This is a genomic window from Bradyrhizobium sp. USDA3010 (genome assembly GCF_056429065.1).
Window position 1 is genome coordinate 13,271 of record NZ_JBWJZD010000038.1, and the last position, 24,417, is coordinate 37,687.

19 protein-coding genes are annotated in these 24,417 nt (G+C 64.2%); 7 read left to right on the top strand and 12 right to left on the bottom strand.

What is annotated here, in order from left to right; genetic code table 11:
• Positions 1-42: 42 nt before the first annotated feature.
• From AC066Y_RS36175 to AC066Y_RS36195, 5 genes are all read right to left on the bottom strand, one after another.
• Complete coding sequence (locus AC066Y_RS36175) at positions 43-1,032, bottom strand: hydroxyacid dehydrogenase (protein ID WP_478278037.1); 990 nt, start codon at positions 1,030-1,032, stop codon at positions 43-45.
• A gap of 29 nt (positions 1,033-1,061) precedes the next feature.
• On the bottom strand, positions 1,062-2,162 hold the full coding sequence (locus AC066Y_RS36180; RefSeq protein WP_478278038.1) for an ABC transporter ATP-binding protein: 1,101 nt from the start codon (positions 2,160-2,162) through the stop codon (positions 1,062-1,064).
• Between the two features lie 20 nt (positions 2,163-2,182).
• Entirely contained in the window at positions 2,183-3,094 is a 912-nt protein-coding gene (locus tag AC066Y_RS36185; protein ID WP_229170483.1) for a carbohydrate ABC transporter permease, read from the bottom strand.
• Complete coding sequence (locus AC066Y_RS36190) at positions 3,094-4,032, bottom strand: carbohydrate ABC transporter permease (RefSeq protein WP_176531314.1); 939 nt, start codon at positions 4,030-4,032, stop codon at positions 3,094-3,096. Before AC066Y_RS36190 ends, AC066Y_RS36185 begins: the two co-directional genes overlap by 1 nt.
• Before the next feature lie 117 nt (positions 4,033-4,149).
• Positions 4,150-5,490 (bottom strand): ABC transporter substrate-binding protein, encoded by a 1,341-nt coding sequence (locus tag AC066Y_RS36195; RefSeq protein WP_478278039.1) that lies wholly within the window; start codon positions 5,488-5,490, stop codon positions 4,150-4,152.
• Between the two features lie 451 nt (positions 5,491-5,941).
• On the opposite strand from AC066Y_RS36195, the gene AC066Y_RS36200 reads away from it, so the two are divergent.
• Entirely contained in the window at positions 5,942-6,679 is a 738-nt protein-coding gene (locus AC066Y_RS36200; RefSeq protein WP_478278040.1) for a Spy/CpxP family protein refolding chaperone, read from the top strand.
• 262 nt (positions 6,680-6,941) lie between these two features.
• Here AC066Y_RS36200 and AC066Y_RS36205 read toward each other — a convergent pair whose 3' ends face one another.
• Genes AC066Y_RS36205 through AC066Y_RS36215 form a run of 3 tightly spaced genes read right to left on the bottom strand, consistent with a single transcriptional unit; the run spans position 6,942 to position 8,986 of the window.
• Positions 6,942-7,343: a VOC family protein gene (locus AC066Y_RS36205; protein WP_478278041.1), complete on the bottom strand. Its 402-nt coding sequence runs from the start codon at positions 7,341-7,343 to the stop codon at positions 6,942-6,944.
• 24 nt (positions 7,344-7,367) lie between these two features.
• Positions 7,368-7,568: a hypothetical protein gene (locus tag AC066Y_RS36210; RefSeq protein ID WP_478278042.1), complete on the bottom strand. Its 201-nt coding sequence runs from the start codon at positions 7,566-7,568 to the stop codon at positions 7,368-7,370.
• Between the two features lie 11 nt (positions 7,569-7,579).
• Positions 7,580-8,986: an MFS transporter gene (locus AC066Y_RS36215; RefSeq protein WP_478278043.1), complete on the bottom strand. Its 1,407-nt coding sequence runs from the start codon at positions 8,984-8,986 to the stop codon at positions 7,580-7,582.
• Between the two features lie 267 nt (positions 8,987-9,253).
• Here AC066Y_RS36215 and AC066Y_RS36220 point away from each other — a divergent pair, with 267 nt between their 5' ends.
• Together AC066Y_RS36220 and AC066Y_RS36225 are read left to right on the top strand one after the other, a co-directional pair.
• On the top strand, positions 9,254-9,505 hold the full coding sequence (locus AC066Y_RS36220) for a PilZ domain-containing protein (RefSeq protein ID WP_478278044.1): 252 nt from the start codon (positions 9,254-9,256) through the stop codon (positions 9,503-9,505).
• Positions 9,506-9,587: 82 nt separating this feature from the next.
• A complete protein-coding gene (locus AC066Y_RS36225) occupies positions 9,588-10,319 on the top strand; it encodes an adenylate/guanylate cyclase domain-containing protein (protein ID WP_478278045.1) in 732 nt (243 codons plus the stop codon).
• A 143-nt stretch (positions 10,320-10,462) separates the two neighbouring features.
• Here AC066Y_RS36225 and AC066Y_RS36230 read toward each other — a convergent pair whose 3' ends face one another.
• Positions 10,463-12,532: an ATP-dependent helicase gene (locus tag AC066Y_RS36230; RefSeq protein ID WP_478278046.1), complete on the bottom strand. Its 2,070-nt coding sequence runs from the start codon at positions 12,530-12,532 to the stop codon at positions 10,463-10,465.
• A 112-nt stretch (positions 12,533-12,644) separates the two neighbouring features.
• Here AC066Y_RS36230 and AC066Y_RS36235 point away from each other — a divergent pair, with 112 nt between their 5' ends.
• The gene (locus AC066Y_RS36235; protein ID WP_092114453.1) at positions 12,645-12,902 is read left to right on the top strand and encodes a hypothetical protein; all 258 of its coding nucleotides are present in this window, start codon (positions 12,645-12,647) and stop codon (positions 12,900-12,902) included.
• A gap of 160 nt (positions 12,903-13,062) precedes the next feature.
• Here AC066Y_RS36235 and AC066Y_RS36240 read toward each other — a convergent pair whose 3' ends face one another.
• Complete coding sequence (locus AC066Y_RS36240) at positions 13,063-13,317, bottom strand: hypothetical protein (RefSeq protein ID WP_092114454.1); 255 nt, start codon at positions 13,315-13,317, stop codon at positions 13,063-13,065.
• Positions 13,318-13,418: 101 nt separating this feature from the next.
• The gene (locus tag AC066Y_RS36245; protein WP_229166414.1) at positions 13,419-13,619 is read right to left on the bottom strand and encodes a DUF3072 domain-containing protein; all 201 of its coding nucleotides are present in this window, start codon (positions 13,617-13,619) and stop codon (positions 13,419-13,421) included.
• Between the two features lie 61 nt (positions 13,620-13,680).
• Between AC066Y_RS36245 and AC066Y_RS36250 the strand changes: the two genes are divergently transcribed.
• Entirely contained in the window at positions 13,681-14,016 is a 336-nt protein-coding gene (locus AC066Y_RS36250; RefSeq protein ID WP_478278047.1) for a hypothetical protein, read from the top strand.
• 346 nt (positions 14,017-14,362) lie between these two features.
• Here AC066Y_RS36250 and AC066Y_RS36255 read toward each other — a convergent pair whose 3' ends face one another.
• Positions 14,363-16,318, bottom strand: a complete 1,956-nt coding sequence (locus AC066Y_RS36255) for a hybrid sensor histidine kinase/response regulator (protein ID WP_478278048.1) — start codon at positions 16,316-16,318, stop codon at positions 14,363-14,365.
• A 283-nt stretch (positions 16,319-16,601) separates the two neighbouring features.
• Here AC066Y_RS36255 and AC066Y_RS36260 point away from each other — a divergent pair, with 283 nt between their 5' ends.
• Entirely contained in the window at positions 16,602-22,892 is a 6,291-nt protein-coding gene (locus AC066Y_RS36260; protein WP_478278049.1) for a HAMP domain-containing protein, read from the top strand.
• A 16-nt stretch (positions 22,893-22,908) separates the two neighbouring features.
• On the top strand, positions 22,909-24,402 hold the full coding sequence (locus AC066Y_RS36265; protein ID WP_478278069.1) for a sensor histidine kinase: 1,494 nt from the start codon (positions 22,909-22,911) through the stop codon (positions 24,400-24,402).
• The last annotated feature ends 15 nt before the right edge of the window (positions 24,403-24,417 follow it).

The window sequence follows — 24,417 nt, forward strand, 5'->3', positions numbered from 1 at the left end:
CTCGCGGGATCGGCCGCGGCGCCAACGAGAAAGGCTGAAAGCTCAGCCGAGGACGTCCTGATTGATCACGTTCTGGCGCAGCGGATTGCCGTCCAGCACGCTGAGGATATTGCGCGCGGTCTGCTCGCTCATGCGATCGACAGCCTCGACGGTCACGCCCGCGACGTGCGGTGCCATGATCACATTTGGCAAAGCGTGAAGGGGCTGGCCGACCGGCGGAGGCTCGACCTCGAACACGTCGAGGCCGGCGCCGGCGAGCTTGCCCGACACCAGCGCGTCGTGCAGCGCCTTCTCGTCCACGATGCCGCCGCGGGCGGTGTTGATGAGGTAGGCGGTCGGCTTCATGAGCCTGATCCGCGCGGCGTTGAACAGGCCGACCGTTTCGGGCGACTTCGGGCAATGGATTGTGACGAAATCCGCCCGCGGCAGCGCCGCTTCGAGACTCGGCACCGCCTCACAGCCGGCCGCGGTGATCTCGCCGGCCGCCTTGTAGGGATCGTAGACCAGCACGTTCATTTCCATCGCGAGGCAGCGCTTGGCGGTGCGGGTGCCGATGCGGCCGAAGCCCACGATCAGGACCGTCTTGCCGTAGAGGTCGAACGGCAGCACGCCGAGCCGGCTCGCCCAGGTGCCATCCTTGACCATCGCGTGCATTTCCTGCGCGCGCTTCGCCAGCGTCAGCATCATGAACAGGGCGTGCTCTGCGACCGACGGCGAGTTCGCGGTGCCCGCGACCATCAGCGGCACCTTGCGGCGGGACAGTGCCGGCACGTCGACGGCGTCATAACCGACGCCGATCCGGGTCACCACCAACATGCCCTTGGACGCTTCCAGCTCCGCCTCGCCGAAGCGGGTCGCGCCGAGCGCCACGCCATGGACCGGCGCATGCTGCTCCAGCATCGCCTGGAAGTCCTTGGCCGAGATCAGGTTGGGAAATTCGACGAGTTCTACATCATCCCGTTCATTGAGGAGGACCCGTGCCCCCGGCGACAAAGTCTGGGTGATGAAAATCTTCTTCTTGTTGGTAGCCATTTCCTGCCCTTGAGGTTTCTTGTGCGCCGTCAGAGCACGGCGCCGGTCACCTCGTTTAGCAAATGCATATTGTTGAGGTCCACAGCCAATCGGAGCGGGCTGCCATCCCGCGCGCCGGCATTGGGATTGACCCGGCCGCAAAGCTGGGAGCCCTCGAGCGTGAAGTAGACCAGCGTCTCCATGCCCATCGGCTCCGTGACGTCGAGCACCGCGTCGAACGGCTCAATACCGGGCTCGGCATGCGGCCGCGCCTCCATGACATGCTCGGGCCGCAGACCCAGCAGCAGCTTGTCGGTGCGGGAAAGGGCCTGGTAGCGGGCGGCGCGCGCCGGCGGCAGCGGGAAGGAGAGGCGATCGGTCAGCCGCACGTTGAGCTTGCCGCCGACGTCCTCGAGCCGGCACGGCACGAAATTCATCGCGGGCGAGCCGATGAAGCTTGCGACGAACCGGGTCGCCGGCTTGTGATAGAGTTCGTTGGGCGTGCCGATCTGCTCGATCCTGCCGTGGTTCATCACCACCACGCGGTCGGCCAGCGTCATCGCCTCGACCTGGTCGTGGGTGACGTAGACGGTCGTGGTGCGGACCTTCTGGTGCACCTTCTTGATCTCGATCCGCATCTGCACCCGCAGCTTGGCGTCGAGGTTGGACAGCGGCTCGTCGAACAGGAACACCTTCGGATTACGGACGATCGCGCGTCCCATCGCGACGCGCTGGCGCTGGCCGCCGGAGAGCTGCTTCGGCTTGCGGTCGATCAGGTCGGTGATGTCGAGCATGCGGGCGGCTTCCGTCACCCGGCTCTTGATCTCGGCCTTGGGGTAGTGCTTCAGCCGCAGCCCGAACGACATGTTTTCGGCGACGGTCATGTGCGGATACAGCGCGTAGTTCTGGAACACCATTGCGATGTCGCGGTCCTTCGGCGGCACGTCGTTGACGACATCGCCGCCGATCATGATATCGCCGTCCGAGATGTCCTCGAGGCCAGCGATCATCCGCAGCGTCGTCGACTTGCCGCAGCCGCTCGGCCCGACCAGCACCACGAACTCATGGTCGGCGATATCGAGGTCGATGCCGCGCACCGCCTCGACCTCGTCGTAACGTTTCACCACCTTGCGCAAACTGACGTCGGCCATGAATTCTACCTTTGTCGCGTTCAACCCTTTGTCGCACCGGCGGTCAGGCCGGCAATGTAGTAGTCCATCAGAAAGGCGTAGATGATCAGCGGCGGCGCGGCGCCGAGCAGGGCGCCGGTCATGATCTGCCCCCAGTTGAAGACATCGCCCTTGATCAGGGTCGTGATGATGCCGACCGGCAGCACCAGCTGATCGGTCGAGGTGGTGAACACCAGGGGATAGAGGAACTGGGCCCAGGAGACGGTGAAGGCAAAGATCGTCGCCGCGATCAGGCCGGGCAGGGCGACCGGGATGAAGATCCGGGTCAGCGTCTGGAACCAGCTCGCGCCGTCGATGATCGCGGCCTCATCGAGCTCCTTCGGGATCGAGGCGAAATAGCCGATCATGATCCAGGTGCAGAACGGCACGGTCAGCGTCGGATAGATGAAGAGCAGCACGTACCAGCGATTGATGAGCTGAACGCCGGTCCAGTCGCCGATAACTGCAAACATCTTGAACAGCGGAATAAACAGCAGGCTGTCCGGAATGAGATAGGTGAGGAACACTCCGGTCGCGAGCGTCGCCGAGCCCCAGAACTTCATCCGCGCCAGCGCAAAGGCCGCCGGCACGCTGATCAGCATCGTGATGGTGACCACGATGATCGAGACCCAGGCCGAATTCCAGAAGAAGCGCAGGAACTGGTTCGAGGTCAGCAGCTGAATGTAGTTCTCGAGTGTCGGGTGGTACACCCACCACGGATTGGTCGCCGCCGAGATCTCCGCGCTGCCTTTCAGCGAGGTGATCAGCATGTAGAGCGGCGGCACCAGCGAGAAGATCGCAAACAGCGTCAGGAAGAAATAGGACCAGCGCAGCGCCCAGGTCCGGTCGCGGCTCATGCTGCCGTATTTGACCTTGCGGGTCGGACCCGACTTGTCGATCGTCACCGTGCTCATCAGGATTCATTCCCGCGTTTGGTGATGTCGCGCAGGATGAAGATCGCCGCGACCGCGAGGATCGGCACCATGAACAGCGAGACGCTGGCGCCGAGCGGAATGTCGCTGCCCTCGATGCCGACGCGGAACGCCCAGGTGGCAAAGATGTGGGTGTGGTCGAGCGGCCCGCCCGCGGTCAGGATGCGCACGATGTCGAAATTGGCGAAGGTCACGATCAGCGAGAACAGCGTCGTGATCGCGATGATGTTGCGCATCATCGGCAGGGTCACGTACCAGATGCGCTGCCACCAATTGGCGCCGTCGATCGCGGCCGCCTCATAGAGCTGCTCGGGCACCGATTTCAGCGCCGCCAGATACATGATCATGAAGAACGGCGCGCCGTACCAGACGTTGACCAGGATCACCGAGAAGCGCGCCCACATCGCGTCGCCGGTCCACGGGATCGGCCCGAGGCCGAAGAACGCAAGCGTGTAGTTGAAGGCGCTGTAGGAGGGGTCGAACAGCCACAGCCAGGCCAGCGTGCTCATGGCCGGCGGGATCACCCATGGCACCAGCAGCATGCCGCGCCACTTGCGCTGCTTGTTGGCGGGGACGTTGTGCACGAAATGCGCGACGATGAAGCCGATCAGCGCTTTGAAGACCACCGCCGAGATCGCAAAAATGCAGGATTGCTTGACCACCAGCCAGAAGGTTTCACGCTTGAACAGGAACTCGAAATTGCCGAAGCCGACGAACTTCGTCATCGCCTTGTTCAGCGTCGCCAGATGCAGGGAATAGAGGGCCGGATAGATCACCAGCACGGCAATCAGCAGGATCAGCGGCAGCGTCATCAGGAACGCGGACATCGACTTGCGCCGCAGCGCGTTGCGCAGGCCGGCACGCCTTCGCCCTGTCGGGGCCGCAGCTGTGCGGTTGGATTGGAATGCGACATCAACCATTACGCAGGTTCCTCGCGCGGGTTGGTTGCACGGCTCGCCGGTTCGGCGGTTGGGCTACAAGGACGAGACCCCGCGCGGCCAGCACGATCGGCGGCCGCGCGCGAGCTCGTCCGATCGTCAGCTTCGCATGAAGCCTTCACACTCGCCCTCGGCCCAGGCGAGCGTCTTTTCCATGCTTTCACCCTGGTAGTAGCGCAGGCACATCTTGGTCAGGGTGGCCTGGAAGTAGATCTGCTGCGCGACCTTGGGCGGGGCAGGCGAGGCCGCCATCGACAGCGTCTGGTGTTTGAAGGGGTTCGGGTAGTGGTAGAGCGTGCCCTTGGGCGGCCCTACCTCTTCCCAGATCTTCAAGGTCGTGAGCTTTTCGTAGGCCGGCAGGTCGTAGCCACCGCTCGCGACCACCATCTTCTCGATCGATGCCGGTTGCGACAGATGGGACAGCAGGCTCTTGGCCGCTTCCTTGTTCTTCGAGAACGACCAGATCGACCAGAAGAACGGCAGATAGGGCGCGAAACGTCCCTTGGGTCCGGCCGGGAAGCCGTGGGTCCAGCATTGCTCCGCGACTTGCGGGGCATCGCGCTTGGCGACCGCCCACGCGCTCGGCGGATTCATGATCATCGCGCCCTTGCCGGCGACCAGCCATTTGTTGTTGGAGGCATCGTCCCATGCGGAGACGTCGGGCGGCAGGAAGGCGAGCAGCTTCTTGTAGAACTCGAGCGATTGGCGCACCGCGTCGGTCTTGACGGTGAGGTTGCCCTTGGCGTCGACCAGCTGCGCGCCGAACGAGTTGAAGATCGCGCCGGCGGTGTCGACACTGTCGCTGGTTTCGCCGAGACCGATACCGAATGGGAAGCCGGCCTTGTGGCAGGCTTCGGCCGCCTTGAGGAACGTATCGAGGGTCCAGTTGTCCGCTTTCGGGGGGCTTCCGGCCGGATACATTTCCTGCACATCGATGTTGGCGTATTTCTTCATCAGGTCGATGCGCGAGCAGGGACCCTTGATCTGGCTGCCGACGCTGGCGGGAACGCCGAGCCATTTGCCGTCGGCCTGGCCGAGATACTTCACTGTACCGTTGACGTCGCCGTTCAGCTTGATGAGCGGATCCATGATGTCGTTGACCGGCTCGAGCAGTTCCGCATTGGCCTGTGGCCACCATGTCGGCATCTGGAAGATATCGTGACCGGATTTCGCCTGCGCCTCGGCGGCGATGGTGACGATGTTCTTGTTGCCCTGGCTGGTGATGTAGTCGATCTCGACCTCGACTTTTTCCTTGGCGCCCCATTCCTTGACGAGTTCGGTGGACGCGCTGTTCGCGCCCGGCACCCAATGATCCCAGAAGCCCATCGTGAGCTTTCCGGCTGCGTAGGCGCCACGTACGTAGGGGGCTGTAATGAGCGCCGCCGATGACAGCGCTGTCGCTGCAACGAATTCTCGGCGCGAAAGCTTCTTCCGTGACATGGCATTCCCTCCCTGGTAGCCGACGGACAAAGACTTTTTGAACCCCGTTGTTGTTTTTGTGCGTCGCGTTCGCGCGACGTCGCGGGATTTCATTCACACTGATCAGAACAGAATTGCCGGCTGCTGTCGAGAAACGAGATGCCTATGCCACGTAGTACTAACGTTGTGGTCAAATCGCAGGCAACGTCATCAGCATCACTACAGTTGCCCCGTGGTTTGCCGTCCGTCCGGTGATCATGCTGCGACGCACGCGGAGGTTGGCGCAGCGATCCTCGCGGACGGTGCGCGGTTGAGCCGCAGCTTTCCGGCCACGCCTGATCGAGCCGAGTTCCGTCATGTTGATGGCCGGCGCGACCGATAGACTTGCCGAAGCCGGAAACGATAAACTCCGGATTCGTCGAACCAGCCCGCCGCGTCAGTCCAATCCACCATCGATCACGGAGACCCGATCATGCTCATCCCGGTAGCGAAGCTGCGAGCGCAATGGAGATTGTGCGCCGCGGTTGGGGCCGCCACCGTCACGCTGCTTGCAGTGCCTCATATGGTCGATGCGCAGATCGTGCAGGGCGTCGAAAACGGCGCGCGCGAAGGCAACAAGGCCGCCGGCCCGGTTGGCGGCGTTCTGGGCGGAGCAATCGGCGGCGTCGTCGGGGTGGTGACCGGCGTGACCGGGGTGTTGACCGGCAACAATGCCGGAAGCGGAAAGAACGCCCAGCCTCCGGCGTCCGCTGACAAGCAGGGCGCCAAAGCCGCCAAATCGGCCAAGGCCGCCGCCAAGGACAAGGGCGCGAAGCAAGCGCCGACCGTGCTGACCCAGGCCGGCGCACCGCAGCTCACGGCCGAACAGATCGTCGCCAACAGCGACGCCAACATCGAACGGATCAAGAAGGAGCTCAACCTGACGCCGGAGCAGGAGAAGAACTGGGCCGGCTTCAACAGTGCGATGCACTATCTCGGGCACAATGGCGCCGATCGCCTCAACCTGCGTATTGCTCGCGCGCAGCGCGATCCGCCCGACGACATCATCGAGCAGATGCGCAACGAGGCCCAGTTCCTCAATGACCGCGCAGTCGATCAGCGCGGCGTCGCCGACGCCGCCGAGCCGCTCTATGCGAGCCTCGACGACAAGCAGAAACAAATCTTCATCAACGAAATGGTCCGCCTCAGCCACGAACGCGGGCTCGATTAGCGCCATTTCCGACGGCGAAGTGGGGACGAATAGCCGGGTCACCAGGCCCTGGGGTAGGTTAAAGGCGCAGCACCCGGCTATTCTGCCGCAGCGGCGCGGCCCGGTTAATTCGTCATTCAATGTTGAAGAAAAACGGACCGGATCACGCCCGAGTGATGGCCGAGTCAGGGCCTTGTCGGGGACCGTTTTGCTGAGATTAAAATTTGGCCGGCACATGCGCCGGCCAATTGTTGAGCAGCGGAATAATCCGGCGAAGACCGGTTCAGCTCTTCGGGAAGTTCAGCTCCACGCCGACGCCGTCGGGATCGTAGAGGAAGATCTGGGTGTCGCCGGTGCGCGGCACGATCTGCTCACGGAAGCTGACGTTCTTCGCCTGCAGGCGCTTGCGCACGGCGTCGACGTCGGTGGCGGCAAAGGCGATATGATCGAGCCGCCCGCTGTCTTCATATTTCTTCTCGGTGCCGCGCACCACGATGCCATCGCGCGGTTTGCGAGTGCCCATTAGATGGACAGTGGCCTGGCCACCGGAAAAGAGCCAGTAGCCGGGAAAATCGAGCGGCGGACGATCGCCATTCTCGAGCCCGAGCGCGTCGCAATAGAACGCCTTGGTCGTCTCCAGGTCCTGCGGTTCGATCGTGAAATGCTGTAGTCCACCCAATGGCATGGTTCTTCTCCCTGAGAAATCGGGTTAAACGAAGCTGAGGTCGGCATCGACGCCCAGCATCGGGGCGCCGACGGTCTCGAAATGACTGAAGCGGCCCTGCAATTGCTGGGTCACGGTGTGGATGTCGCGGAAGCGCAGGCGGCGGGTCGTCTCGATCTCGTCGGATGCCTCGGCGCGGGCGATCACGTCACGATCGCCGGCAAGATCGGCAGAAGGTGCGCTCATGTTGGCCTCCCTCAGGCGCGCCGGGTGGTCGCAGAGGCCGCGACGTCGGCCGTCGCGTTGAGCTCCTTGTCGATCTGCTCGATCGACTTGCCCCGGGTCTCGAGCCCGAAGAACAGATAGACCGTGCCCGCCATCAGGAACCAGCAGCCGAGGTAGACGAAGGCGGTCGGGATCTGGGTCAGCGGCACATCCGGCTTGAGGTAGTTGTTCGAGCCGACGATCAGGGCAAGCCCGACCGGTCCGATGATCTTGCCGATGCCGCCGAAGCCGTAGGCCGATCCCATCCCCGTGGTGCGCAGATGCGACGGCCAGACCTCCGCGGCATAGGGACCGACGATCGCAAAGCCGCCGTCGGCGAAGAAGAACGCGGCGCCGAGCAGCAGCCAGAACGCCGACATGCCGAACAGTGTCGCGTCGTAGTGGTAGCCGGCAATGATGGTCAGCGCGCCGGCGCCGAAGCCGAGCAGGCCGCCGGCGATGCGCCGTCCCAGCAGTTCCGAGAAGTAGGAGAACGAGATGCGTCCGAGGAAGCCTGTGATGCTGAGCAGGATCATCATCTTGGCGGCCTCCTGCGGCGAGACCTTCAGGAGCAGCACGAACAGCGCGGGCGCCCACAGCGTGATGCCGTAGACGCCGGTCTGCGCGCCGGCATTGCCGAGCCAGGAGACGATTAGGCTGCGCGGATATTTGAACAGATCGAACCAGCTCGTCTTGACGATCGGGCCGGCGTCGGCCGCGCTCGGCAAGGGCAGCTCCGATGGCGGCACCTGCAGCGCCCAGGCCAGCGACTTGCGGGCTTCGTCATAGCGTCCCTGCCGGCACAGCCAGCGCGGCGACTCCGGAACCCAGAGCCGGACCAGCAGCACCATCAACGACGGCAGCACGCCGATCGCAAACAACAGCCGCCACTGATCGGTACCCATCACGGCTCCAAGCACCGCGCCGAGCCCGACACCGAGCGGGATCACGCAGGTGACGAGCCCGCCCACCCAGCCGCGTTTGTGCGAGGGCATGAACTCCTGCACCAACGGCAAGTCGACACAATAGAGCCCGCCGACGCCGGTGCCGACAAAGAAGCGCAGGATCGCCAGATAGACCCAGCCATTGTCGGGCGTGAAATAGAGCAGGCCGGTCGCGATCGAGAAGTTCAGGACAGTGCCGATGAAGACGATGCGGCGCCCGACCCCGTCGGCGAGCCACCCCCAGAGATAGGCGCCGAGGATGGCGCCGATGCCGGAACTCATCAGGACGGTGGCCGACTGGCCAAAGGTGAGTTTCCACGGCCCGATCAGGAACGCGAGCACAAAGCCGATCAGGAAGTAGTCAAAAAACTCCAGCGCATCGCCGATGATGGCCGCCGCAAGGATCTTGATCTGGTTGCCGGTCAGAGTCGTCCGGCGATCGAGAATCTCGAACATGGCGCGTCTCCCCATGGCGCCCGTTCGTTGTTGTTGGGAGCGTGCGTTGCGCCGACGCATCGCCCATAGAATGAGGCTATCCCCGCGCCGTCGCGAACGGCAAGCCCGCACCGACGCGGGGCTCATCTGCACGGGTGCGATAAGGAATTCGGCTTCCTGCTGCGCACAAATCGTGGTGCGAAAGCCTGATGCGGGCCGCGGGAGCCGTTGACTCCTGCAATGCCGATCGCCCACGTTTGCGTGAGCAAAGCTTGAGGGGCAGGCCGGGTGGACGAAAAGCGCAAGCATCCGCGAACCGAAGTCAATGAACCCGGCTATGTCTCGTCGGGCGGTTCGGTCATGCATTGCACGATCGTGAACATGTCGCCGGAGGGGGCCGCCATCGAGGTCGAGAATCCGGCCTTCGTCCCGCACCGATTCCGCCTCGTGATGGCCCGGGACGCCTCGGTTGTCTATGACTGCCAGGTGATCTGGAGCAAGAAGACTCGGATTGGAGTGAGTTTCGTGACAACCGCCTGAGCGCGGCAATCTCGTAGGGACGTCATGACCGTCGTGCTAAGGTGGGGCGCGTTTGGTTGCTGGAACAGCAGGTGACACGCCGATGACTCCGGAACCCGCAACGATCTGCCTCGGCTGCTGGCAAAACCTGCATATGCCGATCCCGCTGCGCGGCCCGTTGTCGGCGCCGTTCCGCCTGTTCGGTATCCGGCCGAGCCGTATGAATCCGAACACCTGCACGATCTGCGAGATGGCCTTCTCGAAGATCATGAAAGCACGCGCCGTGACCATCGACGCCACCATCCTGTTCGCCGATTTGCGCGGCTACACTACGCTGACGCAGACCATCGCGGCGGACGGGCTGACATCGCTTCTCGATGCGTTCTACGACGACTGCGCCGCCGCGATCTGGCGCTATGACGGCATTCTCAACAAGACGATCGGCGATGCCGTGTTCGCGATCTTCAATTTTCCGGTGCGCCGGGACGATCATGCCATGCAGGCCTTGCTGGCGGCGCGCGACATCCAGCGCCGCTTCCAGGAAAGGCACGACGCGCTGGCGCGGACGATCGGCGCCGGCGACATCGAGCTCGGCATCGGGATCGGGATGGACAGCGGCGACACCAATTTCGGTGAGTTCGGCCAGACTCATCGCGACCTGACGGCGGTCGGCACGGTGGTCAATCGCGCGGCACGCGCGCAGGCGGCGGCGAAGTCCGGCGAGATCCTGGTCACGACGGCCGTGCGCGACCGAACCCGCGACATGATCACGGCAACCGGTTCCGATCACGTGCTGAAGGGTTTTGACCAACCGGTTACATTATTTCCTGCGTGAATTGACGCGGCGCAAAAAAGACGGCTCCAGCGCGGAGCACCGCGCCGAAGCCGTCGGGATGGTCGTTTGCCGATTACGAACAGGCCCTCAACGCGAGGCGGGCCGCTTCGTTCCTGCCGTCAGCAAGATTTTTCGGGCGGGCGTCAGCGCCACATGCCGCGCATCCGGGCGCCGATATCGATCGGCGGCGCGCGGCTGGCGGACGAGGCCTGCGCGGCCGCGGCGCGCGGCCATGTGGTCCGCTCGAACATCGGCAGCAGCCGTTCCGGGATGAAGCGGGTGCGCGAGGCGTACATGTGGCGGTCGCCCTTGGCGGCCTGGCCGTGGACGAAAAAGCGCTGCGGCACCAGCAGATGCAGATCGTCCTTGGCGCGGGTCATGGCGACATAGAGCAGGCGGCGCTCCTCCTCGAGCTCAGCCGACGTGCCGGCCCCGAGATCGGAGGGCATGCAGCCGTCGACGACGTTGAGCACGTAGACGGACTTCCATTCCTGCCCCTTGGCGGAGTGGATGGTCGACAGGATCAGATAATCCTCGTCAAGCAGCGGCACGCCGGCCTGGTCGCTGGTCGCGTCGGGCGGATCGAGCGTGAGCTCGGTGAGGAAGCGTTCGCGCGACGGATAGCCGGCGGCGATCTGCTCGAGCTGAATGAGGTCGGCGCGGCGGACCTCGCTGTCCTCGTGGATCCGATCGAGATGCGGCTCGTACCAGAGGCGCGCGCGTTCGATGTCGACGGGCCATTCCGAGTAGCGAAGGTTCTCGATCGCCTCGACGAACAGCCGCCAGTCGGCGCCGGCGCGGGACGGGGCAGGCAGCGCCACGAGTGCTGCGATCGGATCGGCGGCCTCTGCCATGCGGTCGAGCACACGCTGCGCCGAGGCTGGCCCGACGCCGGGCAACAGATGCAGGATGCGAAAGCCGGCGACCCGGTCGCGCGGATTGGCGGTGAAGCGCAGCAGCGCCAGCATGTCCTTGACGTGCGCGGCGTCGAGGAATTTGAGGCCGCCGAATTTCACGAAGGGAATGTTGCGGCGGGTCAGCTCGACCTCCAGCGGACCGCTGTGCGAGGAGGTGCGGAACAGCACCGCCTGGTGCTTCAACAGCGCGCCTTCCTCACGGTTGGCCAGCACCTGCTCGACGATGTAACGGGCTTGATCGGCTTCGTCGCGGATCGTGACGAGCAGCGGCTTGCGGGTCGAGGTCCGATCGGTCCACAGGTTCTTGGTGAAGCGTTCCTTGGCGAGCGAGATCACGCCATTGGCGGCCGCCAGGATCGGCTGCGTCGAGCGATAGTTGCGGTCGAGCGTGACGATCTCGGCGGCCGGGCTGAACTGCGCCGGGAAGTCGAGGATGTTGCGCACGGTGGCGGCGCGGAACGAGTAGATCGACTGCGCGTCGTCGCCGACGACGGTGAGCCCGCGTCCCGCCGGCTTGAGCGCGAGCAGGATGGAGGACTGCAGGCGGTTGGTGTCCTGATATTCGTCGACCATCACATGGTCGAAGCGGCCGCCGATCTCCTCGGCCAGCGCCGTGTCGGTCACCATCTGCGCCCAGTAGAGCAGGAGGTCGTCGTAATCGAGCACGTTCTGCCGCTGCTTGGCTTCGACATAGGCCGCGAACAATTGCTTCAACTCGCTGGCCCAGCCAGAGCACCACGGGAAGAACTGGCCCAGCACGGCCTCGATCGGCATCTCCGCGTTCACGCAGCGCGAATAGATCGCAAGGCAAGTGCCTTTGGTGGGAAACCGGCTTTCGGTGCGGGAGAAACCGAGATCGTGGCGGACCAGGTTCATCAGGTCGGCGGAGTCCTCACGGTCATGGATCGTGAAGGCCGGGTCGAGGGCGATGCGTTCGGCGAATTCGCGGAGCAGTCGCGCGCCGATGCCGTGAAACGTGCCGGCCCAATTCAGCGCATCGGTCATGATCGAGGCGCGATCGCCGAGTACGCGCCGCGCGATGCGTTCGACGCGGCCGGCCATCTCGGCGGCTGCGCGTCGCGAAAAGGTCATCAACAGGATGCGGCGCGGATCGGCGCCCGCGACGATCAGATGCGCGACGCGATGGGCGAGCGTATTGGTCTTGCCGGAACCCGCGCCCGCGATCACCAGCAGCGGGGCGCCGACGATGCCATCCTTGCCGACCCCGTGCTCGACGGCGCGGCGCTGCTCGGAATTGAGCGCATCGAGATAGGCTGTGTTGGCAAGATCAGTCACGAATCACCCCCACGAAACGCTAACAGACATTGCGATTCCGGGGAGCCGGCGCACCTCGATGGGAGCAGAGAAATTAGATTGACATTAACGCACCGCGGAGCACAACCGCGCCATGGGTGATGTTTCCAAATCCGACACGCCGCTGAAGGCGACATTCAGAGTGCGGCTGAACGGCGAGACGGTGACGCTCGCGACCGTCGGTCAGGCCTACCGCTTCATCAGCAATCTCAGCGCCGTCGAATGGATGGAGTTCCGCTCACTGCATGACGACGCGCTGGTCGCGCTGGAGCGAGCGGCGGGTAACGCCATGCTGACGGTGCAAGCAACCTCCGCGCTGCGGATGCTGTTCGTCCGCGCCAAATTGCTCTGAAAAGAAATGGGCCGCCTTGGCCCTCCGCGGCGGCCCGAGAGTGCGGCCGAAGCGCATTGCGCACCCGGCCGTCGCGTGTACCGCCGTTACCTTGTTTGCGGCCATAACGAACGGGCCTTACGAAAGGAGCGCCGATTCGGCTGTAGCTGCAACACCACAATCAGTGGCCGACGTCGTCGACGAGGCGGTCGTAGACAAGGGCAGAGCGCAGGTTCATGGTTGCGATCCTCAGATAGCTGGGTTCGCGCATCGCGTTGTTGAACATCATGATCGCCGTCTTCCAGTACCCGCGCTCGCGCTGATCCGCGCTCAATGCTGACAGATAGTCCGCCGCGTCGCCGACGGTCGCGAGTGTTCGCCCGTCTCTCAGCGTGATCGGGAACGCAAGCGGCGACCGCTTCTCCAGCTCCAGCACGAAAGGCTCCCCCAAAGGCAAACAGCAATAACAGAACAGACCTAGCTGCGCCGCTATATCAAAGCCTTAAGGGAGTGTCCGGCTCGGCCGGGTTGGGCGGTTCAGAAGGAATCCGCCAGTGCGATCTCGGCCCTGAGGGCATCAATGCGCCGTTCGGCTTCCTCCGACGTCAGGTCGCGTGCGTACTGGTTCGGCTGATAGGCCTCCTCGGCCAAGGTCCGCAACCGCAGCGCCTGGGCACGCGACATCAGCCCGCCAAGCCGCTCCGCAACCCCGCCAAATCTCACCGCTGCCATGCTCATCGCTTACCTCGCTTGCCGGATCGTGACTTGACAATATGTTCTATTTTTGTTCTAACAAGTCATGGACAACAAGATCAATGAAATTCGTCGCAAGATCAGCACTTTGCGGGCTGAGATGAGCCTGGTCGAGGCGTCGATCCGGGATCAGGTCAACCGCGATCTGGATTGCAGCGAAGCGTCCTACCGGCTGATGGCGATGCGCGCCGAAGTGGCCGAGCTCATCGGCCGGTGGAAGGCCGCCGGCGGCGGCGAGCGCCTCCCCACGGTGCGGGAACGGCTGAGCCGAAGCTTTGCGGATCGTGCCGTTGCGGCCGGCAAGCCGGCTCCCGACAAATCGGCTCCTGGCAAATCGGACAAGGGCAGGCTCCGACCGGGCCAGAGCAACGTGAGGGTTTGATCGGTCCGCCCACAGACCGGCTCCAGTCCGAATCTGGTTTCGAGGCGGGAACCCTAGCCTCGGGTGGGCATTTTCTTGTGGTGAGGCCAACACCGTAGCATCGCCCAGCGCCATGATCGCCGATCCGACCGCGCCACCGCGGGCATCGATGAATGACGATCGCAGCCCGTTGCTGACGCTGATCTCCTGCATCAGCTGCATCAGGACGATGCGGCTTGAGAGCAGCTCTCCGGGCAGCGAGGGCAGGGACATCCTTCAATATCGCTGCGAACAATGCAGCCGCATCGAACGGGTGCAATTGGTGCGGCGAACCTGGCCAGCGGACCGTTAGCCTTCCGTTTGGAAATTATGACCGCGCTCTCGCTTTTCTGGGCAGATCTTCATCTGCCGGGAGATCGTCCGGCACGCTTTCGGAGCGGTGCCCCGTCAGCTTCGAGAGTTCGCGGCTGAGGTCGTGAATGCGGTACGGCTTGCGCAGGACCGGAAAGTCGGATCGCACGTTGCGCGCACTCTCGCTGTAGCCTGTCGTCAGCAGGATCGGCAGTTCGGGCTTCCTGTCCCGGATCGCGCGCGCCAGCTTCAGCCCGTCCATCTTGCCGGGCATCACGATGTCGCTGAACACCACGTCGACCCCGTTGGTCTCGATCTCCGATAAGGCAGCCTCTGCGTTCGAAGCCCAGCGCACGGTGTAGCCGAGCTGTTCGAGCAGGCCCGTGCTTGCATCGGCGACCGCCGGATTGTCCTCGATCAGCAGGACCGTTGCGCAGCCGCGCACGCTGTGGCCCGCGACCGTATCCGTTGCGGCCGCGGTCCCGCGCGGGAGGTAGATGCTGACCGTAGTGCCCTCGCCAAGCGTGCTTGCAATCTCGATCCGGCCGTCCGCCTGGTGCGCGAAGCCGTGGACCTGGGACAATCCGAGGCCGGTCCCTTTGCCGACCGGCTTGGTGGTGAAGAACGGGTCGAAGACCTTGCTCAGCACATCCTGGGGGATGCCCTCGCCGGTATCGGCTACGCTGATGGCCACCTCGGTGGTTGCGGGTACGTTTCGGGCCGAGACCGTCAGTGTACCGCCACCAGCCATCGCGTCCCGCGCATTGACGACAAGGTTGATCAGCGCGGTCTCGAATTCGTTCGGGTCGACAGAGACCGGCCAGACATCCGGCTCGATCTCCAAGTTCAGCTCGATCGCGCCGCCGATCGCGCTGCTCAGCACCTCGCGCACCGCGGTGATCCTGTCGGCGACATCGATGGTCTGCGGGTTGACGCTTTGGCGGCGCGCGAAGGTGAGCAGTTGGCTGGTCAGGGATGCAGCGCGCTCGGATGCGGTTTCGACCGCACTCAGGGCAAGCTTGCCGCGCTCGCTCGTCACCTCGCGCTTGATCCGGTGCAGGTTGCCCGAAATGATCATCAGCAGGTTGTTGAAGTCGTGCGCGACGCCGCCGGTCAATTGGCCCAGCGCATCCATCTTCTGCGATTCCGCCAGCTGTCGCTGCACCAGTTCGAGCTTCTGCTGCGCCTCACGCCGCTCGGAAATGTCCCGCGTGATCTTGGCAAAGCCGACCAGGGTGCCGTCGCTGTCGCGGATCGGATCGATCACGACGCTGGCCCAGAAGAACGAGCCGTCCTTGCGGACCCGCCAGCCGTCCTCCTCGTAGTGCCCGGTCTCTTCCGCGATCTTGAGCGCACGGGCCGGCTTGCCCGCGGCCTGGTCGGCCGGCGTGTAGAAGCGCGCGAAGCTCTGGCCGATGATTTCACCGGGCGAATAGCCCTTGATGCGCTCGCCGCCGGCGTTCCAGTTGGCGACTATGCCGGCCGGCGTCAGCATGTACAGCGCGTAGTCGGTGACGTTGCTCACCAGCAGGCGGAACTGGCTTTCGCTGGCGTCGAGATCCGCGCGCGCCTTTCGGCGCTCGGTCATGTCGCGGGTGACCATCGCGTAGCCGATCAGCTTGCGCTTCTCGTAGATCGGATCGATGACGACAGAGGCGTAGAATTGCGAGCCATCCTTACGGATGCACCAGCCCTCGGCCACGGCGTGCTTTTCCTTCCGCGCCATCTGCAAAGCCTTGGCGGGAAGGCCCGATGCACGATCCTCCTCAGGGTAGAAGACCGAGAAGTGCTTGCCGCGGATCGCCTTGGCCGGATAGCCGGTGATGCGCTCGGCCCCCTTGTTCCAGTTGATCACCCGTCCATCGGGGGCGAGCGTGCAAATCGCAGAGTCAATCGCCCCTCCGGCCAACAGCCGGAAGCTGCGCTCGCTTTGGAAGATGCCACGCTTGAGCCGGTCTGAATTCTTAACCATCACCAATCCTGCCAACGCCGGGAACGTTCCGGCGAGGCCAATGTTCCAATGCGATCAAATGCGCCGATCCGGCCCAAGCAATACGAACGGCTTACGCTACTGCGCAAAAAGTTCCAATGCGCATTGGAACTTTTGGTTCCATCGACGATTAAGCCCCTCGGTTTGCGTCACAAATCGCGGCTTTGGCGTTTTCCCGCTTGAATCGATCAAGGGCAGTCATTCTTATGGTCACACTGGCTTCTCCGAGTCCCTGGATTCGTGGCCAGCGCGTAGGGGAAATTACATGACCGATCTCGGTTCGCCGCCTCGTCCCCGTGCTGATACACGCCGCGCCCAATCATCGAATGGAAGCCTCGATTCCTCGCACGATCTGCTGCAATCGCTGCAGGCGATGCGCGGTGGCGACTTCTCGGTTCGGATGCGTGGTGACTATCTCGGTATCGATGGCAAGATCGCGGACGCCTTCAACGAAATCGCCGCCGCCAACGAGCGCATGGCGCAGCAATTGGCGCGCGTCGGACAGGTCGTCGGCCGTGAGGGACAGACCCGCCAGCGCGTCAACTTCGGCCTCGCCAGTGGCGCCTGGGCCGACATGGAGAGCTCGGTCAACACCCTGATCGATGATTTGCTGTGGCCGACCCGCGAGGTCACCCGCGCGGTCGCCGCGGTGGCGCAGGGCGACCTGTTGCAGACCGTGCAGCTCGACGTCGAGGGCAGGCCGCTGCGCGGCGAATTCCTGCAGTCGGCGAACATCGTCAACACGATGATCAAGCAGCTCTCGGTGTTTACCTCCGAGGTCACGCGCGTGGCCCGCGAAGTCGGCACCGAGGGCAAGCTCGGCGGCCAGGCCCAGGTGCCGGAAGTGACCGGCGTCTGGAAGGACCTGACCGAGAGCGTCAACTCGATGGCCAACAACCTGACCGGCCAGGTCCGCAACATCGCCGAGGTGACGATCGCGGTCGCCAACGGCGACTTGTCCAAGAAGATCACGGTCGACGTGCGTGGCGAGATACTGCAGCTGAAGGAGGCCATCAACACGATGGTCGATCAGCTGCGTTCATTCGCCTCGGAAGTGACGCGCGTGGCGCGCGAGGTCGGCACCGATGGCAAGCTCGGTGGCCAGGCGATCGTGCCCGGCGTCGCAGGTACCTGGAAGGACCTCACCGACTCGGTGAACGCGATGTGCGGCAACTTGACCGCTCAGGTCCGCAACATCGCCAACGTGACCACGGCCGTGGCGCGCGGTGACCTGTCGCGCAAGATCACGGTCGACGTCAGCGGCGAGATCCTCGAATTGAAGGACACCATCAACACGATGGTGGACCAGCTCAATTCGTTTGCGTCGGAAGTGACGCGCGTGGCGCGCGAGGTCGGCACCGAAGGCAAGCTCGGCGGCCAGGCCCAGGTGCCAGGCGTCGCCGGCACCTGGAAGGATTTGACCGACAACGTCAACTTCATGGCGTCGAACCTGACCGCGCAGGTCCGCAACATCGCCGACGTCGCGACCGCGATCGCCGGCGGCGACCTGTCGAAGAAGATCACGGTGAACGTATCGGGCGAGATCCTTCAGCTGAAGGAAACGCTCAACACGATGGTGGACCAGCTCAACGCGTTTGCGTCGGAAGTGACGCGCGTGGCGCGCGAGGTCGGCACCGAGGGCAAGCTCGGCGGCCAGGCCAACGTGCTCGGCGTCGCCGGCACCTGGAAGGATTTGACCGACAACGTCAACTTCATGGCGTCGAACCTGACCGCGCAGGTCCGCAATATCGCCGGCGTCACCACCGCGGTCGCCAATGGCGACCTGTCGAAGAAGATCACGGTCGACGTGCGCGGTGAAATCCTCGAGCTGAAGGACACCATCAACACGATGGTCGACCAGCTGAACGCCTTCGCCGGCGAGGTGACGCGCGTGGCGCGCGAGGTCGGCACCGAGGGCAAGCTCGGCGGCCAGGCCGAGGTGCGCGGCGTCGCAGGCACCTGGAAGGACTTGACCGACAGCGTCAACTCGATGGCCTCGAACCTGACGGCCCAGGTCCGCAACATCGCAGAGGTCGCGACCGCGGTGGCGAAGGGCGACCTGTCGAAGAAGATCACCGTGAACGTGTCGGGCGAAATCCTTCAGCTGAAGGAAACGCTCAACACGATGGTGGATCAGCTCAACGCCTTCGCCGGCGAAGTGACGCGCGTGGCGCGCGAGGTCGGCACCGACGGCAAGCTCGGCGGCCAGGCCGAAGTGCCCGGCGTCGCCGGCACCTGGAAGGATTTGACCGACAGCGTCAACTCGATGGCCGGCAACCTGACGGCGCAGGTTCGTAACATCGCCGAGGTCGCGACCGCGATCGCCGGCGGCGACCTGTCGCGCAAGATCACGGTCGACGTCCGCGGCGAGATCCTTCAGCTGAAGGAAACGCTGAACACGATGGTCGACCAGCTCAACCGCTTCGCGGGCGAGGTGACACGCGTGGCGCGCGAGGTAGGCACCGACGGCAGCCTCGGCGGCCAGGCCAACGTGCCCGGCGTCGCCGGCACCTGGAAGGACCTCACCGACAGCGTCAACTCGATGGCCGGCAATCTGACGGCGCAGGTCCGCAACATCGCCGAAGTGACGACGGCCGTGGCGCGCGGCGACCTCTCGCGCAAGATCACGGTCGACGTGAAGGGCGAAATCCTCGAGCTGAAGAACACCATCAACACGATGGTCGACCAGCTCAACGGCTTCGCCGGCGAAGTCACGCGCGTGGCGCGCGAGGTCGGCACCGAAGGCAAGCTCGGCGGCCAGGCCGAGGTGCCCGGCGTCGCCGGTACCTGGAAGGACCTGACCGACAACGTCAACTTCATGGCGTCGAATCTCACGGCGCAGGTCCGCAACATCGCCGAGGTCGCGACCGCGATCGCCGGCGGCGATCTGTCGAAGAAGATCACGGTGGACGTGCGCGGCGAGATCCTGCTGCTCAAGGACACCCTGAACACGATGGTCGAGCAGCTGCGCTCGTTCGCCGCCGAAGTGACGCGCGTGGCGCGTGAGGTCGGCACCGAGGGACGGCTGGGCGGCCAGGCCGTGGTGCCCGGCGTCGGCGGCACCTGGAAGGACCTCACCGACAACGTCAACCTCCTGGCCGCGAACCTGACAACACAAGTCCGCAACATCGCCGAAGTCACCACCGCCGTGGCGCGCGGCGACCTGTCGCGCAAGATCACGGTCGACGTGAAGGGCGAAATCCTCGAGCTGAAGAACACCATCAACACGATGGTGGACCAGCTCAACGCCTTCGCCGGCGAGGTGACGCGCGTGGCGCGCGAGGTCGGCACCGAGGGCAAGCTGGGCGGCCAGGCCGAGGTGCGCGGTGTCGCCGGCACCTGGAAGGACCTCACCGACACCGTCAACGTCATGGCGGCGAACCTGACCGAGCAGGTGCGCGGCATCGTCAAGGTGGTGACCGCGGTCGCCAACGGTGACCTCAAGCAGAACCTGACGGTGAAGTCGAAGGGCGAGGTGGCAGCCCTCGCCGACACCATCAACAACATGACCGAGACGCTTGCGACCTTCGCCGAACAGGTCACCAGCGTGGCGCGCGAAGTCGGTGTCGAAGGACGGCTCGGCGGTCAGGCCAACGTGCCTGGCACCGCGGGCACCTGGAAAGACCTGACCGGCAACGTCAACCTGCTGGCAGCCAACCTGACCTCCCAGGTGCGCGCGATCGCGGAAGTGGCGACCGCCGTGACCAAGGGCGACCTGACGCGCTCGATCCAGGTCGACGTGCGCGGCGAAGTCGCGGAGCTCAAGGACAACATCAACACGATGATCGGCAACCTCCGTCTCACCACGGAGCGCAACACCGAGCAGGACTGGCTGAAGACCAATCTGGCGCGCTTCACCAACATGCTGCAGGGCCAGCGCGATCTTGCAACCGTCGGCCGCCTGCTGCTGACCGAGCTGGCGCCGCTGATCAACGCGCATATGGGCGTGATCTACCAGGTCGACAATCCCGAGAATGCGCAGCTGCGGTTGCTGTCGGCCTATGCCAGCGACAGCAGCAATCCGCATCCGCAGATCGTGCAGTTCGGCGAGGGACTGATCGGCCAGTGCGCACTCGACAAGCGCCAGCGCTTCGTCTCCGATATCCCCGGCGATGCGGTGCCGATCAATTCGGCGCTGATGCGGATCATGCCGAAGAACCTCGTCGTATTCCCGGTGCTGTTCGAGAACCAGGTCAAGGCGGTGATCGAGCTGTCCTCGATCTCGTCGTTCACGACATCGCAGATCACCTTCCTCGAACAGTTGACCGACAGCATCGGCATCGTGCTCAACAGCATCGAGGCGACGATGCAGACCGAGGCGCTGCTCAAGCAGTCGCAGCAGCTCGCCGGCGAATTGCAGACCCAGCAGAAGGAATTGCAGCAGACCAACGACCAGCTCGAGCAGAAGGCCCAGCAGCTGGCCGAGCGCAATGTCGACGTCGAGCGCAAGAACCAGGAAATCGAGCAGGCCCGCCGCGCGCTGGAGGAGAAGGCGACCGAGCTGTCGCTGACCTCGAAGTACAAGTCCGAATTCCTCGCCAACATGTCGCACGAGCTGCGCACGCCGCTGAACTCGATCCTGATCCTGGGCCAGCAGCTCACCGAGAATCCGGACGGCAATTTGACTAGCAAGCAGGTCGAGTTCGCCCGCACCATTCATGGCGCCGGCACCGACCTGCTGAACCTGATCAGCGATATTCTCGATCTGTCCAAGATCGAGTCCGGCACGGTAACGGTCGATGCCGAGGAGATCCTCACCTCGAGCCTGCTCGAGACGGTCGGGCGGCCGTTCCGGCACGAGGCAGAGAACCGGCATCTCTCCTTCAGCATCGATGTCGACGCCAATCTTGCGCGCAGCATGGTGACGGACTCCAAGCGGCTGCAGCAGGTGCTGAAGAATCTGCTGTCCAACGCATTCAAGTTCACCGCGGAGGGCGGCGTCAGCCTGACCGTGTCGGCTGCACTCGGCGGCTGGAGCACCGAGCATCCGATCCTGAACGCCGCACCAGCCGTGGTCGCATTCGAAGTGTCGGATACCGGCATCGGCATTCCCCAGGACAAGCAGAAGCTGATCTTCGAGGCGTTCCAGCAGGCCGACGCCGGCACCAGCCGCAAATATGGCGGCACGGGCCTTGGCCTTGCCATCAGCCGCGAACTGGCGGGCCTGCTCGGCGGCGAGATCCATCTGCGAAGCGCACCGGGCAAGGGTTCGACCTTCACGCTCTATCTGCCGCTGAAATATGCCGGACCGTCGGTGGCCTTGCGCCCGCAGGCGCAGACGCTGGCGATGCCGCACACGGCGGCGCCGTCGCTGCAGTCGTCCGGCACACAGGAGCGTGTGATCGAGCAGCTGCCGGACGACCGGCTCGATCTCGAGCCCGGCGACACGATCCTCTTGATCGTCGAGGACGACCCGCATTACGCGCGGGTGCTGATCGATCTGGCGCGGGACAAGGGCTTCAAGGTTCTGGTCGCAAGCCGCGGCGCCGAGGCGCTGGATCTCGCCAAGCAGTTCCAGCCGAGCGCGGTTTCACTCGACGTCTTCCTGCCCGACATGCTGGGCTGGACGGTGTTGAGCCAGCTCAAGCACAATCCGCTGACCCGTCACATTCCGGTGCAGATCATTACGCTCGACGAGGACCGGCAACATGCGCTGGCGCGCGGCGCCTTCTCCTTCGTCAACAAGCCGACCACGACCGAGGGCGTCAGCGCCGCGCTGGCGCAGATCAAGGAATACGCCAGGCCGCGTCGCAAGCGTCTGCTGATTGTGGAGGACAATGCGGCGGAGCAGCTCAGCATCACCGAGTTGCTCGGCCACGAGGATATCGAGATCGTGACCAGCGGAACCGGGGCAGGGGCGCTCTCAACGTTGCGCGAGCATCCGTGCGATTGTGTCGTGCTCGATCTGCGCCTGCCTGACATGAGCGGCTTCGAGGTGCTGGATCAGATCCGCAAGGACGAGACGCTCTCCAATATTCCCGTTGTCGTGTTTACCGGCCGGGAACTTTCGGCCGAAGAGGACGCGGAACTGCACACGATGGCGCGCAGCATCGTCGTCAAAGGCGTGGAGTCGCCGGAGCGTCTGCTCGACGAAACGTCACTGTTCCTACACCGTGTGATCACGGAATTGCCTGTCGAAAAACAGAGGATGCTGGAGAAGCTCAATAGTTCCGATGAGGATCTTATTGGCAAAACCGCGCTCCTGGTCGACGACGACGCCCGCAACATCTTCGCGCTGTCGAGCGTGCTGGAGCGGCGAGGTATGAAGGTGTTGACTGCGACAACCGGTCACGAGGCGATCTCGCTGGTGGAGTCCAATCCGAAGATCGCGATCGTGCTGATGGACATCATGATGCCGCAGATGGACGGTTACCAGACCATCGGCGCCATCCGGCAAAATCCCGCCTTTGCGCGGCTGCCGATCATCGCGCTGACAGCGAAGGCGATGAAAGGTGACCGGGAGAAATGCCTGGAGGCAGGCGCATCCGATTATCTGGCGAAACCCGTGAACACCGAGCAACTGTTGCTGGCGATCCGCATGTGGCTGCACCGCTGATCGGCGATCGAGCATGATGGACCATGAAAAGGTGAACATCCTTCTGGTCGATGACCAGCCGGCCAAGCTGCTGGCTTATGAGGTCATCCTGAAGGAGCTCGGCGAGACGCTCGTGGCCGCTTCGTCGGGCCGCGAGGCGCTGGAGTTCCTGCTCAAGAACGAAGTCGCGGTCATTCTGGTCGACGTCTGCATGCCCGAGCTCGACGGCTTCGAGCTCGCCGCGATGATCCGCGAGCATCCGCGCTTTCAAAAGACCGCGATGATCTTCATCTCGGCAATCCAGGTCAGCGACATTGACCGGCTGCGCGGCTACGAAATGGGCGCGGTCGATTACGTGCCGGTGCCGGTCGTGCCGGAAGTGCTGCGCGCAAAGATCCGCGTGTTCGCCGAGCTCTACCGCAAGACACGGCAACTCGAACGCCTCAACGCCGAGCTCGAGGACCGGGTGCGCGCCCGCACCGCCGAGCTCGAGCAGTCGACCACACGGCTGGTCGAAAGCGAGGCGCGCCGCAGCATGGCGATTGCCGCGGGCAAGATGGGCTCGTGGGACTGGGACTGGGTCAACGGCGACTGGATGTGGGACGAGGGGCAATACAAGATCTTCGGCGTCGATCCGAAATCCTTCGCACTGACCTCCGACAATATCCAAAGGCTGTTTCATCCCGACGATGTCGAAAAACTCCGGCAGGGCTGGACCGGCTTCGGCAACGGCCACTCATCTTATGAGGCCGAATTCCGCGTCGTGCGGCCGGACGGCGAGATCCGCTGGTGCGTCGGCACGGCTGCGGCGACCAGCGACAGGAACGGCAGGGTGGTGCGGGTCAGCGGCGTCACCGTCGACATCACCGATCGCAAGAAGGCCGAGGAACGGCAGAGCCTCTTGACCCGCGAGGTCGACCATCGCGCCAAGAACGCGCTCGCGCTGGCGCAGTCGATCGTGCGCCTGACGCGCGCGCAGAACGTGACCGCCTATGTGCGGGCGGTCGAGGGCCGCATCACGGCGCTGGCGCGGGTTCACACCGTGCTGTCGCTGTCGAGCTGGCAGGGTGCCGAAATCCGGCGGCTGGTGACCGAGGAGATCGCGCCTTATTCCGAGGCCGGGCAGATCCGGATCGCCGGCGGAGAGGTGCAGTTGCAGCCGGCGACCGCGCAGACGCTGGCGCTGGCGTTGCACGAGCTCGTCACCAACTCCGCCAAATACGGCAGCCTGTCGGTGTTGCCGGGCCGGCTCGCGATCACCTGGGAAGTGCACGACGACACGCTGATCCTGGCCTGGGTGGAATCCGGCGGGCCTGTGGTGACCAAGCCGAAGCAGAAGGGCTTCGGCACCAGGAGCGTCATTGCCAGCATCGAGACCCAGCTCGGCGGACGGGCTGACTTCGACTGGCGTGCCGAGGGCCTGATCTGCCGGCTCACGGTTCCTCTGAAGCCACCTGCCGGAGAGACAACGGCCTACCGCGATCTGGCGGCGGCTGAGCACAAGTCTCTGCTGAGTTCCCGCGCCGTGTAGCGGCGATCTCCGGCA